This window comes from Pseudomonas brassicacearum (genome assembly GCF_003732265.1).
GTDB classification, from domain to species: Bacteria; Pseudomonadota; Gammaproteobacteria; order Pseudomonadales; family Pseudomonadaceae; genus Aquipseudomonas; species Aquipseudomonas brassicacearum_D.
Genome location: NZ_MOBK01000005.1, coordinates 179,106 through 194,062, shown reverse-complemented (window position 1 = coordinate 194,062; position 14,957 = coordinate 179,106). Strand labels below are relative to the sequence as shown.

General features: G+C 60.5%; 13 protein-coding genes. 5 read left to right on the top strand and 8 right to left on the bottom strand.

The genetic code is table 11. The annotated features are described in order from the left end of the window. Positions 1-64: 64 nt before the first annotated feature. Positions 65-1,966, bottom strand: coding sequence for a 3-dehydroshikimate dehydratase QuiC (gene quiC, locus BK660_RS11995; protein ID WP_123433471.1), 1,902 nt, complete (start codon positions 1,964-1,966; stop codon positions 65-67). Between the two features lie 319 nt (positions 1,967-2,285). On the opposite strand from quiC, the gene BK660_RS11990 reads away from it, so the two are divergent. Further along, positions 2,286-3,587: an MFS transporter gene (locus tag BK660_RS11990; protein WP_259698500.1), complete on the top strand. Its 1,302-nt coding sequence runs from the start codon at positions 2,286-2,288 to the stop codon at positions 3,585-3,587. 48 nt (positions 3,588-3,635) lie between these two features. On the opposite strand, the gene BK660_RS11985 is transcribed toward BK660_RS11990, so the two are convergent. Together BK660_RS11985 and BK660_RS11980 are read right to left on the bottom strand one after the other, a co-directional pair. Then, positions 3,636-4,514, bottom strand: coding sequence for a DMT family transporter (locus BK660_RS11985; protein WP_123433469.1), 879 nt, complete (start codon positions 4,512-4,514; stop codon positions 3,636-3,638). A gap of 245 nt (positions 4,515-4,759) precedes the next feature. Continuing rightward, positions 4,760-5,536 carry an IclR family transcriptional regulator gene (locus BK660_RS11980; RefSeq protein ID WP_123433468.1) on the bottom strand — a complete coding sequence of 259 codons (777 nt, stop codon included), beginning with the start codon at positions 5,534-5,536 and terminating at the stop codon, positions 4,760-4,762. A 241-nt stretch (positions 5,537-5,777) separates the two neighbouring features. Between BK660_RS11980 and ypfJ the strand changes: the two genes are divergently transcribed. Together ypfJ and BK660_RS11970 are read left to right on the top strand one after the other, a co-directional pair. After that, positions 5,778-6,671: a KPN_02809 family neutral zinc metallopeptidase gene (gene ypfJ / locus BK660_RS11975; protein WP_123433467.1), complete on the top strand. Its 894-nt coding sequence runs from the start codon at positions 5,778-5,780 to the stop codon at positions 6,669-6,671. Continuing rightward, positions 6,672-7,619 (top strand): alpha/beta hydrolase, encoded by a 948-nt coding sequence (locus tag BK660_RS11970; protein WP_123433466.1) that lies wholly within the window; start codon positions 6,672-6,674, stop codon positions 7,617-7,619. A gap of 40 nt (positions 7,620-7,659) precedes the next feature. Here the strand turns inward: BK660_RS11970 and BK660_RS11965 are convergent, their stop codons facing one another. From BK660_RS11965 to BK660_RS11955, 3 genes are all read right to left on the bottom strand, one after another. After that, on the bottom strand, positions 7,660-8,253 hold the full coding sequence (locus tag BK660_RS11965) for an HAD family hydrolase (RefSeq protein WP_123433465.1): 594 nt from the start codon (positions 8,251-8,253) through the stop codon (positions 7,660-7,662). Then, positions 8,250-9,119 (bottom strand): acyl-CoA thioesterase II, encoded by an 870-nt coding sequence (gene tesB, locus BK660_RS11960; RefSeq protein ID WP_123433464.1) that lies wholly within the window; start codon positions 9,117-9,119, stop codon positions 8,250-8,252. The genes BK660_RS11965 and tesB overlap by 4 nt, the downstream gene beginning before the upstream one ends. A gap of 109 nt (positions 9,120-9,228) precedes the next feature. After that, positions 9,229-9,798, bottom strand: coding sequence for a GNAT family N-acetyltransferase (locus tag BK660_RS11955; protein ID WP_123433463.1), 570 nt, complete (start codon positions 9,796-9,798; stop codon positions 9,229-9,231). A 74-nt stretch (positions 9,799-9,872) separates the two neighbouring features. Between BK660_RS11955 and BK660_RS11950 the strand changes: the two genes are divergently transcribed. Both BK660_RS11950 and BK660_RS11945 read left to right on the top strand, forming a co-directional pair. Beyond that, complete coding sequence (locus BK660_RS11950) at positions 9,873-10,793, top strand: histone deacetylase family protein (RefSeq protein ID WP_123433462.1); 921 nt, start codon at positions 9,873-9,875, stop codon at positions 10,791-10,793. A gap of 296 nt (positions 10,794-11,089) precedes the next feature. After that, on the top strand, positions 11,090-12,331 hold the full coding sequence (locus BK660_RS11945; RefSeq protein WP_185045069.1) for a TIGR03862 family flavoprotein: 1,242 nt from the start codon (positions 11,090-11,092) through the stop codon (positions 12,329-12,331). Positions 12,332-12,454: 123 nt separating this feature from the next. Here the strand turns inward: BK660_RS11945 and BK660_RS11940 are convergent, their stop codons facing one another. Both BK660_RS11940 and yedA read right to left on the bottom strand, forming a co-directional pair. Then, complete coding sequence (locus BK660_RS11940; protein WP_123433460.1) at positions 12,455-13,789, bottom strand: RNA helicase RhlE1; 1,335 nt, start codon at positions 13,787-13,789, stop codon at positions 12,455-12,457. Between the two features lie 78 nt (positions 13,790-13,867). Further along, a complete protein-coding gene (yedA, locus tag BK660_RS11935; RefSeq protein WP_123433459.1) occupies positions 13,868-14,794 on the bottom strand; it encodes a drug/metabolite exporter YedA in 927 nt (308 codons plus the stop codon). Positions 14,795-14,957 lie beyond the last annotated feature (163 nt).

Genomic DNA, 14,957 nt, shown 5'->3' with positions numbered 1-14,957 from the left:
TGGGCCGCTGCGCACAGTGAAGGAAGCCGCGTGGCAGCGGTTTGTCCCGGTGTTTACGATTTTCCTACAACTTGGCCTGACGAATGGCACCGCTGCGGGATTTGGCCATTGCCGCCAGTCGAACCGCGACGTTGGCCGCGCCGTAACCGGCATAACCGTTCTTGCGCTGAATGATTTCAAAGAAAAACCGCCCTTCGAACGGCTCGGTGTACACATGAAACAGTTCGCCGCCTTGCGCATCGCGGTCGTACAGCACGTTGAAATACGCAAGCTCGCTGAGAAACTCGTCATCGAAGTCAAACCGCGCGGCGAGGTCATCGTAATAATTGAGCGGGATGTCCAGCAACGGCACGCCCGCCTCTTTCGCACGGCTGACTTGCGCAAAGATGTCATCGCAATCAAACGCGATGTGATGCACACCGGAGCCGCGATAACTCGACAGCGCGTGTGAGATCGCGGTGTTGCGGTTCTCGGAAATGTTCAACGGCAAGCGAATCGAACTGTCGCGGCTGCGCAGCGCGCGGCTTTTTACCAGGCCATACGGGTCGGGCAGGACCACTTCGTCGTCGGCTTCGAAATCCAGCAGGCTCTTGTAGAACAACACCCAACTGTCGAGGCTGTCGGCGGGCAATGCCATGGCCATGTGGTCGATACGCTTGAGGCCACCGCTGGCCACGGTGGTCGGGTACAGATTGAAGTCGGTGCCGTAGACGTCGGCCTCCTGATCCACCAGATAGATCAGGCTGCCGTCCGGTGCGCGCACCGCCGCCAATTCCAGTTCATTGGGGCCGACCAGTCCACGATACGGCTGGCCTTTGTAAGCCACGGCCCGGGCCAGCGCACTGGTGCTGTCCTTGACCCGCACGGCGGTGGCGCACAGCGAGGGGCCATGCGCTTCGAAAAAGCTGTGGGCAAACGAATACGGTTCGGAGTTGAGGATCAGGTTGATATCGCCCTGACGCAGCAAGCTCACACTCTTGGAGCGATGCTGCCCGGCCTTGACGAAACCCAGTCGCTCCAGCCAATGGGAGAGCTTGGCGCCGAGGCTTTCATCCACCGCAAATTCGAGAAACTCGATGCCGTTGTATTCGCTGGCCGTGGGTGTCTCGAACAGGATGTCGAGGTTGGGTGCCGGTTGAGTTTCCTGCGCCAGGCGTTGGCGGGTTTTCTCTTCGAGGTACAGCAAGGAGCGCAAACCGTCGGCGGCGTTGGCCCGTGGCGGCGCGGCGCGAAAACCGTCGTTGAAGATTTCCAGCGACAGCGGGCCGGTGTAGCCACTCTTGATGATCGGCGCGAGGAAACCCGCTAGATCAAATTCGCCCTGGCCGGGGAAGCAGCGGAAATGCCGGCTCCATTCCAGCACGTCCATGGCGAGGATCGGTGCGTCGGCCATTTGCACGAAGAAGATCTTGTCGCCAGGAATCTCGGCGATGGCGCTCGGGTCTCCCTTGAGCGACAGCGTGTGAAAGCTGTCGAGCAACACGCCGAGGCTCGGATGATCGGCTTGGCGGACGATGTTCCACACCTGTTGATAAGTGTTCACATGCCGGCCCCAGGCCAGCGCTTCGTAACCGATTCGCAGACCGCGCGCGCCGGCGTGTTCGGCCAGCAGGCGCAGGTCATCGACGAGGATTTGTTCATCACCGATGGAGTCGGCAGATGCATTGCTGCACACCAGCACCAGGTCGGTGCCGAGTTCCTGCATCAAGTCGAACTTGCGCTCGGCGCGTTCCAGATTGCGCGGCAGTCGGTCACGGCGGCAGCCTTCGAAGTCGCGGAACGGTTGAAACAGCGTGATCGCGATCCCGAGATCGGCGCACATCTGTTTGATTTCCCGTGGGCTACCGTCGTAGTAGAGAAGGTCGTTCTCGAAAATCTCCACCCCGTCAAAACCGGCGGCGGCAATGGCTTCGAGTTTTTCCGGCAGGGTACCGCTCAAGGACACGGTGGCAATGGAACGCTGCATGTTTCGACTCCCGGTGGTGGAGACAGTCTTGTTATCGATATCGCACGTTTTATGTCTGCGTTTAGCTTGGAAGGAATTATTGGCTGGACGAACTCACACAGCAATTTAAAGTGTACTACCCGGTTAGTTTTGTGTTCGATTATCGAACACAATGGCCGTTGGTGAATTGACGATTTTTTGTCCACTGCGCAACATCGACTGCACATTGAGACCGGTCACGCACCGTCGGGCTCGGTTACCAAAGACCCAGAACACCACATAAAAATAATCGGTGGACTACATGACTCCTTCTCAAAGTTCTCCCGTGGAGCACGCCTCCATGACGCCTGCCAGCAGCGGTATCGGCGACAAGATCCGCGGCGCCATGGCCGTCGGCAAAACCCGTTGGGGCATGCTGGCGCTGGTGTTTTTCGCGACAACCCTGAACTACATCGACCGCGCCGCCCTCGGCGTCATGCAGCCTATCCTCGCCAAGGAAATGAGCTGGACGGCGATGGACTACGCCAACATCAACTTCTGGTTCCAGGTCGGCTACGCAATCGGTTTCGTGCTGCAAGGCCGGTTGATCGACCGGGTCGGCGTCAAGCGCGTGTTCTTCTGCGCGGTGCTGCTCTGGAGCATTGCCACCGGCGCTCACGGCCTCGCGACTTCGGCGGTGGGCTTCATGGTTTGCCGATTCATCCTTGGCTTGACCGAAGCCGCCAACTACCCGGCCTGCGTGAAGACCACGCGACTGTGGTTCCCGGCCGGCGAACGCGCCGTGGCCACCGGCATCTTCAATGCCGGGACCAACGTCGGTGCGATGTTCACCCCCATGTTGCTGCCGCTGATCCTGCACGTGTGGGGCTGGCAAGCCGCGTTCCTGTGCATGTCGGCACTGGGCGGGATCTGGTTGCTGTTCTGGGGTCTGAAATACTTCAACCCGGAAGATCATCCGAGCGTCAAACAATCGGAACTGGACTACATCCAGAACGAAGTCGAACCGGAACAAGCCCGCGTGCCGTTCTCGAAAATCCTGCGCATGCGTGGCACCTGGGCGTTCGCCCTGGCTTATTCGATGACCGCGCCGGTGTTCTGGTTCTACCTGTACTGGTTGCCGCCGTTCCTAAATCAGCAATACAACCTGGGGATCAACGTGACCCAGATGGGGATTCCGCTGATCATCATCTACCTGACCGCCGACTTCGGCAGCGTCGGTGGCGGGATCCTCTCCTCGTTCCTGATCGGTCGCGGGATGAATCCGATCAAGGCGCGGTTGATGTCGATGTTCCTGTTTGCCTGCTGCATCGTCGGCGTGATCATGGCGGCGGGGTCGAGCAGCCTGTGGGTCGCGGTGTTTGCCATCTCCCTGGCCATCGGCGCGCACCAGGCCTGGACCGCGAACATCTGGAGCCTGGTGATGGACTACACGCCTAAACACATGATGAGTACGGTGTTCGGTTTTGGCGGCATGTGCGCGGCCATCGGCGGGATGTTCATGACGCAGTTGGTCGGCCACATCCTGACCGTCACCAACAACAACTACACCGTGCTGTTCACCCTGATTCCGGCGATGTATTTCATTGCCCTGACCTGGATGTACTTCATGGCACCGCGCAAGATTCCGACCGCCACCGAGTAATCGTCCGTCCCCCGGCAGGCCTGATTTCAGGCCTGCTTTTTGTTTCTCCTACCGGCGACTCTGTTGCCACGCCGCCGCCAACCCACTGCAGCAAATCACCGCGATCCCGACCACGGTGGTCAGGGTCGGCGTGTGGGCGAACAGCAGCCAGCCCAGCAGACCGGCAAACACAATCTGGCAATAACCGAACGGCGCCAGCAACGCCGGCGCGGCGTAGCGAAACGCCTGGGTCAGAAACAAGTGAGCCGTCATCCCGCACGCGCCCAGCGCCACCATCATCAGCCCATGCCCAAGGCTCGGCACTTGCCAGAAGAACGGCACCAGCGCGCTCATCACCAGGGTGTTGCACAGGCCGGCGAAGAAGTTGCTGGTGGTCGGGCTGTCAATGTTGCTGAGCTTGCGGGTGAGCAATTGATAGAAGCAGAAAAACAGCGCCGAGCAGAGCGGCAGCAGTACTGCAGGTGTGAACAGATCGCCGCCGGGGTGGACGATGATCAACACGCCGGCGAATCCGCAAATCACCGCGATCCATTGGCCGCGGGTGACGTGTTCCTTCAGCAACGGCACCGACAGCGCGGTGACCAGCACCGGCGCAAGAAAGTTGACCGCCGTGGCTTCGGCCAGCGGGATGTATTGCAAACCGGTGGTGAAAAACAGACTGGTGCCCAACAGGCACAACGCCCGCATCGTTTGTAGCCCTGGCCGTTTGGTTCGCAGCACACCCACCCCGGATTGCGGCAGGAAAATCCCGGCCATCAACAAGGTGTGAACCACATAGCGCGCCCAGACCACCATGACGATCGGATAGAAACCGGAGAGGTATTTGGACAGGGCGTCGTGACTGGAGAAAAGGAAGGTGGCGACGACGATCAGCAAAATCCCTTTGAAGGGCTGGTTTACGCCGGAGAGCGGAGTGCTGACGGTCATGGGGTTCCCTTGTGCCTGGCGAATTCCAATAATTTAGAACCTGGTTCCAGATTCCAATACAAGCATAGGCCGAAAGTGTTCGAACATCGCACGGCTTTACAGTCGACAACGATCAAACTGTGGGCGCGGCGGTGCGACGATTCGACTTGCTCGCGAAAGCGGTGTGCCTGGCAACATTTACTTCACAGATACACCGTTTTCGCGAGCAAGCCCGCTCCCACATTAGAGTGATGGTGCCTCCCAAATCAGCTGAACAACTCTGAAGCAAGGCTCGCCGCCGACAACTCCTCGGTATACCTCAACAACAGCGGCGCCAACTCATGCAACCGCGCACCCGGCATCCGTGCGCTCGGCCCGGCGATGCTCAGCACCCCCATGACCCGCCCCTCGCTCGGGTGCCGAACCACGGCAGCAATCGCCGAGGTGCCCACCGCCGAACTCTCTTCCACCCAGGCATAACCCTGCTCTCGCGCCAGACGCAGGCGCTCCAGCAGTTCAATGTTGGAACGCGGCGCATTCGGCCCCAGGTCTTTGGGCCGCTCCCCGCCCTGGCGTTCGACCAGCGACAACGCCTCGGCATCGCTCATGCACGCCAGCCACGCGTGGCCCGACGCGGTGTAGAACAATGGCGCATCACGGCCCATGTCCGGGTCGTAACGCAGGCCGGACCGGGCACCTTGGGACTTGGCGATCCAGATCTGCCGCTCGCCTTCAATGACGCCCAGGCGCACCAGTTCACCGGTTTCCTGCGCGAGGCGATCCAGCACCGGCTGCACGATATCGGCGCCGCTGCCCGAGAGATAACGAAACCCCATCGCCACCAGTTTGGTGGTCAGGTGATAGCGCAGGTTCTCTTGATTCTGTCGCACATAGCCCAGCCGAATCAGCTCGGCGAGCAAGCGATGGGTCGCGCTTTTCGGGATCTCCAGTTGTTCCGCCAGCGTCTGCATCGGCAGACCACGCGGGTCACTGGTCAGGCTTTCCAGCACACTGAAAACACGTTCGATCTGACTGCCGGCCATGGGAGGTTCCACACACAATTTGCCTGATTCTAGAAGATGTACCCGGCAATGCGAAATCTGGAACTCGAGGATAGACCGACTCATTCGATAAAAACCCGGCGCCTGACGGAATTCGATGGTGAGTCCACGTTCATACAAGTCTGGAATACTGCCCGGAATAAGTGAAACCCGGACGATCGGACTGGCGCCGCTCCGCCACACCAGCAACACTCATCCCCACGGACAATCAGAGGATTCCCACATGCTATGGAAAAAAGGCCGACGCAGCGACAACGTGGTGGACGCCCGTGGTGATGATGTCGGCGGCGGTGGTGGCGGGATGCGCTTTGGTGGCGGCAAGGGCCTGAGCCTGACCGCGATCATCCTGATTGTCGGGATTGGCTGGATCACCGGCCAGGATCCGATGCAGATCCTCGGACAACTCACCGGCCAAATGAGCGAGCAGTCAGCGCCAGCCACCAATCAAACACGCAAGGCGCCGCCGGCCAACGATCAAGGCGCCGAATTCGTGCGCTCGATCCTTGGCGATACCGAAGACACCTGGGGACAGATTTTCCAGCAGGCCGGTAAGCAATATAAGAACCCGACCCTGGTGCTGTTCAGCAATCGCGTCAATTCCGCCTGCGGCCTGGCAACCTCGGCGACCGGTCCGTTCTATTGCCCAGCCGACCAGAAGGTCTACCTGGACATGGCGTTCTTCCAGGAAATGTCGCAACGTTTCTCCGCCGCCGGTGACTTCGCCCAGGCCTACGTGATCGCTCACGAAGTCGGACATCACGTTCAGACCTTGCTCGGTGTTTCCGCGAAAATTCAGACCGCCCGCGCCCAAGGCCGGCAAATGGAAGGCGACGGCGGGTTACTCGTGCGTCAGGAGCTACAGGCCGATTGCCTGGCCGGCGTCTGGGCCAACAATGCACAAAAGCGTCTGAACTGGCTGGAGCCGGGCGATATCGAAGAAGCCCTGAACGCCGCCAACGCCATCGGCGACGACCGCTTGCAACAGCAAGGACAGGGCCGCGTGGTGCCGGACTCGTTTACCCATGGTACGTCAGCGCAAAGGGTGCGCTGGTTTAAAACCGGATTTGCACAAGGCCAGGTGGGCCAGTGCGACACCTTTGCGGCGAAAAACCTGTAAATGAATAAGTGGCTGTTAGCTGTACTGTTTACCTGCGCAAGCACCCAAGCCGCCGAGCACGCGGTCAAAGAGCTCAGCCCCGGCCGGCTGTTGCTCAAAGAAGGCGAGATGGCGGTGAGCCTCGGCGCCGCGCCAGCGAAAATCGAACGTGTGCTGATCATTATCCACGGCCGCCTGCGCAACGCCGGAACCTACCGCCAGAGCGCCGAGCAGGCGGCTGAACTGGCTGGACAAAGCCAGACCACGCTGGTCATCGCCCCACAATTTCTCAATGAAACCGATGTCGCCCAGCATCCCGTGGCGGACTCCGTACTGCGCTGGCAGGGCAACGACTGGATGGCCGGCGGTTTATCCACAGCGCCGTTTGCACTGAGCTCCTTTGGGGCACTGGATCAGATCATCGCGAGGGTCAGCGACCGCCAACAGTTTCCGGACGTGAAACAGATCGTCGTCGCTGGTCATTCGGGTGGTGCTCAGGTGGTTCAGCGGTATGCCTTGCTGGCTCATGATCAACCAACAGGTGTGAAAGTCCGTTATGTGGTCGCCAACCCTTCCTCGTATGCGTATTTCGATGAGCGACGGCCCGTGGCGTTCGATCACGCGAAATGCCCCGGTTTCAACCGCTGGAAGTATGGCCTGACGGATTTACCCCTCTATGCCAGTGGGCAAACGGCGCCACAGATTGAAGGCAATTACGTCAAGCGTGACGTGACGTATCTGCTCGGCCAGCAAGACACTGACCCGCAGCAAGCGGCGCTGGACAAGGGGTGCGAGGCTGAAGCCCAGGGCACCAATCGGCTGGCTCGCGGGCATTTTTACTTTGATTATTTGCTGCGTCGTAATCCGCGTGGGGTGAACCAGCGGCTGGTGGAAGTGCCGGGGGTTGGGCATAACGGGGATGGGATGTTGACGTCGTCTGAGGGGCAGAAGGTTGTGTTTGGGCAGTGAGATTTGTGGTGCCTGAAAGTGCCCTTTCGCGAGCAGGCCCTCAAGCCAACAACATTTCTCGCAACGCCACGCAATCCGCCGCATGCCAATCCGTCAGCTCAGGCCACGGGTTATCCGGCAAATTCACCAACACCGTCCGTGCCCCGGCCGCCCGCCCGCAATCCAGATCGAACCGGTAATCACCGACCATCACCATCTCGCTCGCCGGCACGTTCCAGGCCTCGGCCAGTTTCAGCAAACCACCGGGATGCGGCTTGGGAGGTGCTTCATCACGCCCCAGCACATCCTCCACCGCGAAACAGTCGGCCAGGCCGATGGCCTCCAGCGTCACGTGCGCCAGCTCCCGGGCATTGCGCGTGAGAATGCCCAGGCGATAACCGCGCCCGGCCAACTCACGCACCAGCTCTACCGCACCTGGTGCCGGTTTCGACCCCAGCGCCAGATCACGTTCGTGCTCCAGCAGCCACGCATGTTTAGCCGCCGCTTCATCGGCCGGTAACGCGGCGAGGTGGGTCAGGATGTCGTCTTCGGCCGGGATCGCCAATGCCACGCGAATCGCCGCGAAGTCATGCACAGCCACCGTCAGGGTGCCGTCCATGTCGAACACCCAATGACGCACCTCGACCAGGCTCATGCCCAATCCTTGCGGTGACGAATCAGGCCTTCCTGCGTGACCGAGGCCACCAGTTGTCCGGCGCGATTGAACACGCTGCCACGGGAGAAACCGCGCGAATTACCGGCCCACGGACTGTCCATCGCATAGAGCAACCAGTCATCGGCGCGCAGATCCTGATGGAACCACAGCGCGTGATCGAGGCTCGCGACCTGCATGTCTTTCTGCCAGACCGACTTGCCATGGGGCTGCATCGAGGTCACCAACAGACCGAAGTCCGAGGCATAGGCCAGCAAGTATTTGTGCAGCGCCGGCGAGTCGGCCAGGGCACCGTCGGCGCGAAACCAGACGTACTTGATCGGGTCAGACGGCTGCGGGTTGTAGGGGTCTTTCTCAGTCACAGGACGAAATTCGATCGGCTTCGGGCACAGCAGCTTTTCGCGCATTTTTTCCGGAATCAGGTGCGCGCGCTGTTGAGTCAGCTCCAGTTCCGACGGCAGGTTTTCCGGGCCGACCACGACCGGCATTTCGGTCTGGTGCTGGAAGCCTTCTTCGTCGTACTGGAACGAGGCGCTGCAGGTGAAAATCGGATGGCCTTTCTGGATCGCCGTCACCCGACGCGTACTGAAACTGCCACCATCGCGTACCCGGTCTACCTGATACACCACCGGCAACCCGGCATCGCCCGGACGCAGGAAATAGCCGTGCATCGAATGCACGTGGCGCGCTTCTTCTACCGTCTGACTGGCCGCAGACAGCGACTGGCCGAGCACCTGACCACCGAACAACTGACGAAATCCCAGATCCTGGCTGCGGCCACGGAACAGGTTTTCTTCGATCGGTTCCAGGGTCAACAGGTCGACCAGATCATCCAACACTTGGCTCATTCAGGCTCTCCTCACGCAAAACATTGCCGCGCAGTCTTGGCTGCGACGGTCGATTCAGTTTCTGGCCAGGGCCAATAAGATGGGGGCCATTGTAAACGTCCGCGGCGGCTTATCCATGCAAGGTTTGCAGCCATTGTTCACGGGTGATGCGGTACAGCACATGGTGACGCAGGGGATGGCCGGCTGCGAGCTTCGGATGCTCGAAGTCATCGGCTGAATCATGGTGCATGCCGATCGCCTGCATGACTTTCTCGGAAGGCGTGTTGGATTGCGTGGTAAAGGACACGACTTCGGTCAGCCCCAACCGGTCAAACCCGCAACGCAGAGCGGTCCACGCGGCTTCACTGGCATACCCCAGGCCCCAATGCTCGCGGGCCAGGCGCCAGCCGATTTCGGTTGCGGGGGTAAATGGCGCGTCGAAGCCCACCACGCCCAGCCCGGTAAACCCGATGAACTGACCGGTGTCCTTGCGTTGCAGCGCCCAGAGGCCGAAACCATGCTCGGCAAAATGCCCGCGAACGCGCCCGATCAGCGAGGCGCTTTCCAGACGACTCAACGGCGCCGGAAAATAACGCATCACCTGCGGGTCGGCGCACATCGCCGCAAATTCCGGCAAATCCTCATCGCGCCACTGCCGCAACAGCAGTCGCGCACTTTCGAGTTCCAGTATTGGCTCCATTGCGTTCCCCCGTTTCCATGCCGCAAGTCTACATCGCTGGTAGGATCCTTCTCTCATTCCTACATGAAATCATCATGCCGCTGCCGCTGATTTATCACGAAGACTACAGCCCCGAGTTTCCGGCGGATCACCGCTTCCCCATGGACAAGTTTCGCCTGTTGCGCGATCACCTGGTGGACAGCGGCCTGACCCGGGACGCCGATCTGCTGCGCCCGGAGCTCTGTCCCCCGGAGATTCTCGCCCTCGCCCATGACGCTGCCTATATCGAACGTTATATGAGCGGCGAGTTGTCCCGTGAAGACCAGCGGCGCCTCGGCCTGCCCTGGAGCGAAGCCCTGGCCCGGCGCACGGTGCGCGCGGTCGGCGGATCGTTGCTGGCAGCGGAACAGGCGCTGGAACACGGTTTGGCCTGTCACTTGGCCGGCGGCACGCATCACGCGCATTACGACTATCCGGCCGGGTTCTGCATCTTCAATGACCTGGCCGTGATCAGCCATTACCTGCTGGAAAGTGGCCGGGTGAATCGGGTGCTGATCTTCGATTGCGACGTGCATCAGGGCGACGGGACTGCACGGATCCTGCACAACACCCCGGACGCGGTGACCGTTTCCCTGCATTGCGAAAAGAATTTTCCTGCACGCAAAGCCGAAAGTGACTGGGACATTCCGCTGCCCAAGGGCATGGGTGATGCCGACTACCTGAAAGTGGTCGACGATGCGCTCAATTATTTGCTGCCGCTCTATCAACCGGACCTGGTGTTGTATGACGCCGGAGTCGATGTACACAAGGACGATGCCCTGGGTTACTTGAAGCTGACGGACGAAGGCGTAGCGGCGCGTGATGAAAGCGTGATGCGCCATTGCCTGGGCCGGGATATTCCGGTGGTCGGGGTGATTGGCGGCGGTTACAGCAAGGACCGCAAGGCCTTGGCGCGGCGGCACGGGATTCTGCATCACAGCGCGCAACGGGTGTGGGCGTCATCAGGTTGTCATTGAACCGTGAGTGTTTACCCACAATGCCTGTGGAACTGCCTGTGGATAACCTGAGTGAAAGGGCCTACAGCCCTTACCGCGTATAGCCTACACGGCGATGGTTGTTTTTTAACCAGATCTTGCCCCCCCCACAAATCCCCTGTGGGAGCGGCGGTGCGACGATTCGACTTGCTCGCGAAGGCGTTAGCACAGTCGACATCAATGTTGAATGTACCGCCGCCTTCGCGAGCAAGCCCGCTCCCACATAGACCTGTGCTGGTAGAATGCGCGCCTTATTCCGCCAAACCGCAGTGCACTTAATGACCCAGCCCTCGACCTCCTCCCCCCCTCACGTCGCCATCATCGGCGGTGGCCCTGCCGGCCTGATGGCGGCTGAAGTGTTGAGCCAGGCCGGGATCAAGGTCGACCTGTACGACGGCATGCCCTCGGTGGGACGCAAATTCCTCCTGGCCGGGGTTGGTGGCATGAACATCACTCACTCCGAAGCCTACCCGGCGTTTCTCTCGCGCTACGCCGAACGCGCGCCACAGATTGCGCCGCTGCTGCGCTCATTTGGAGCCGACGCGCTGTGCCAGTGGATTCATGACCTGGGCATCGAAACCTTTGTCGGCAGTTCCGGCCGGGTGTTTCCGACCGACATGAAAGCCGCGCCCTTGCTGCGCGCCTGGCTCAAACGCTTGCGCGACGCTGGCGTAGTTATCCACACCCGCCACCGCTGGCTCGGCTGGGATGACAGCGGTGATTTGCTGATCACCAGCCCCGAGGGCGAAAAAACTGTAAAGGCTGACGCCACCCTGCTGGCCCTCGGCGGCGGCAGTTGGTCGCGTCTCGGTTCGGACGGCGCGTGGATGCTGCCGCTGGAACAACGCGGCGTAGGACTTGCGCCGTTGCAACCGAGCAATTGCGGCTTCGAAGTGCAGGCCTGGAGCGAATTGATGGTCAGTAAATTCGCCGGCGCGCCGCTGAAAAACATCGCCATCGGTCTCAATGACGACGTGCCACGGCTCGGGGAATGTGTGATCACCGCGACCGGGATTGAAGGCAGTCTGATTTACGCCTTGTCGGCTCCGATCCGTGAAGCGATCAACCTCAACGGTTCCGCGACCATTCATCTGGACCTGCTGCCGGGCAAGCCTGTGGATAAAGTGCAGGCCGCGCTGAGCAAACCACGCGGTTCACGTTCGATGTCCAAACACCTGCACAGTCAGCTGGGCCTTGATGGCGTGAAAGCCGCGTTGCTGCGCGAACTGACGCCAGCCGATTGCTTTAGCGACCCGGCGTTGTTGGCCAAAGCGATCAAGGCACTGCCGCTGACGCTGGTGAAAACCCGCCCACTGGACGAAGCCATCAGCAGCGCCGGTGGTGTGACATTCGAGACGATGGATGAACGCTTGATGCTCAAGCAATTGCCTGGCGTGTTCTGCGCGGGGGAGATGCTGGATTGGGAAGCGCCGACGGGCGGCTATCTGCTGACCGCGTGTTTCGCCAGTGGGCGTGCGGCGGGGATGGGGATGGCGGGGTGGTTGAAGCGCAAGGCTTGAGACCGAGTTGCCCCCTTCGCGAGCAAGCCCGCTCCCACATTCGACCGCATTCTTCTGGGAGAACTCGGTTAAATGTGGGAGCGGGCTTGCTCGCGAAGGCGTCCTTTCAGACGCCGAGTGTTTTCAAGGCTTCTTCTTACGCGGCCCAGTGTTGAACACCGGCACTTTACGCACAGGTTTGATCGAAGGCTCCGGTGCCGAAGCATCCCCGCTCTCAACCCATTTGCCCAGGTTGCGCTTGCCGCCACTGGACGTCTTCGGTTTCTTCGGCTTTTTCGCCTTCTTCACCACCTGACCGCTGGCATCGGTGTCCGGCACGCGATGCTCGGGCTCGAAGTCATGCTCCATCTGCCGAGGCAAGGTCTGACGGGTCAACGTCTCGATGGCCGACAGCAGGTTCACTTCATCGGCGCAGACCAGCGAAATCGCCTGCCCGGTATTACCCGCACGGCCGGTACGCCCGATGCGGTGGATGTAATCCTCAGCCACGATCGGCAGGTCGAAGTTGACCACCAGCGGCAAATCTTCGATGTCCAGCCCACGGGCCGCGACGTCAGTAGCCACCAGGATCTGTACTTCACTGGCCTTGAAGCGGTCCAGTGCGCGCTGACGCGTCGCCTGAGGTTTGTCGCCGTGGATGCCGTCGGCATTGATGCCCAGGCCCTGGAGTTTTTCCACCAGTGCGTCCACACCGTTGCGGGTCTTGGCAAACACCAGCACCTGTTTCCATTTGCTTTTACGCAGCAAGTGAACGAACAGTTCCGGTTTGCGCTTCTTGTCGACCGTCACCACCCACTGTTTAACCGTGTTGGCCGCGACGTTACGCGGGCTGACTTCGATGCTCAGCGGATCGTTGAGCATCTGCCCGGCCAGGGTGCGGATCGCGTCGGAGAACGTCGCCGAGAACAACAGCGTCTGACGCTTCTTCGGCAGCGCCTTGTAAATGTTGCCCAGCTCCTCGGAAAAGCCCAGATCGAGCATGCGATCGGCTTCGTCCAGCACCAGGGTTTGCAGCTGATTGAACTTCAGCGCGTTCTGGCGGAACAGGTCGAGCAAACGGCCCGGTGTGGCCACCAGCAGGTCGACGCCTTTGCGCAGCTTCATCATTTGCGGGTTGATGCTGACGCCGCCGTACACCGCGTAAGTGCTCAACGGCAGGTTCTCGGCGTACTGACGCACGGCTTCGTGAACCTGTTCCGCCAGTTCGCGGGTCGGCACCAGAATCAGTGCGCGCACCGAGTTGGCGGTGACTTTCGGCCCTTCCATGGCCAGCAATTGCAGGAGCGGCAACGCAAAACCGGCCGTCTTGCCAGTGCCGGTCTGGGCCGCAGCCATCAGGTCGCGACCGGCCAGCACCGCCGGAATGGCTTGCGCCTGAACCGGCGTCGGGGTCTGGTAGCCGAGCGTCTCAAGAGAGCGCAGCAAGGGTTCGATCAGGCCAAGGGTGGCGAAAGTCATGGGATTACCGTAGGAAAATTCAGCGCGGGTTTTTCAAAAAAAGTGTGCAAAACAAGATGCAATGGCGCGCAGTTTACCCTAATTCACACGGGATTCTGTCGGCGCGACTACAGCCGGCTGCACAGGCGCCCGACGCCACTGCGGCAAACCGATCAACACCACGGCGCTGATGATCACCAGCATCGCCAGCCCTTCTTCGATTCCGATGGTCTCGCCCACAAACACGATCCCCAACAACACCGCCACGGCCGGGTTGACGTAGGCATAACTGGTCGCCGCCGCCGGACGCACGTTTTTCAACAGATACATGTACGCGTTGAACGCGATGATCGAGCCGAAGAACGTCAGATAAGCCAGGGCCGCCCAGCCTTCAATCGGCGGCATGGCTTGTAGTTGCTCGCCGCTCACGGCACTGCCGATCAGCAGCGCCACGCCACCGACCAGCATTTCCACGGCACTGGCCATCGCCCCCGACGGCAACGGCACGTGTTTGCTCCAGACCGACCCGAACGCCCAGGACGCCGCCGCGAACACCAGCAACAGCGCGCCCGACGGGCTCGATTGCAGGTTCGAACCGAGATTCAACATGGCAATGCCGATCAGCCCGAGCGCAATCCCGGCCCACTCGAGACGGGTATTTCGCGCGCCCCAGAAATAGCCGAACAACAAGGTAAACAAGGGCACCGTCGCGACCGCCAATGCTGCCACGCCGGAGGCCACCCCCATGTGTTCGGCGACACTGACGCCGCCGTTACCGCAGGCGAGCAGCAATATCCCGATCATCCCGGCCGCTTTCCACTGCGCCCACGTTGGTGCCGGCGCCCCGCGCCAGCGCAGGAAGGCGTACATCAGCGTCCCGGCGATCACGAAACGGATACCGGCGAGCAGCAACGGCGGCCAGTACTCCACGCCAATGCGGATCACCAGATAGGTCGAGCCCCAAATCACGTACAGCGCGAAAAAGGCAGCGATCAACGGTAAGGGAAAACGACGTAATCCAGGCATGGACAGCTCGATGACAGAACAATGTGAACAGCTATTCTAGAAAGGCCAAGCGCTAAAAATAAGTTACAAAACCTGTTTATAGCGCCGGTACACTTTTCAAAACACGGAGATCAGCGCTATAAACCGTGCTTTCGAAAGTCAGTCCTTTTCAAGGTATACGCCG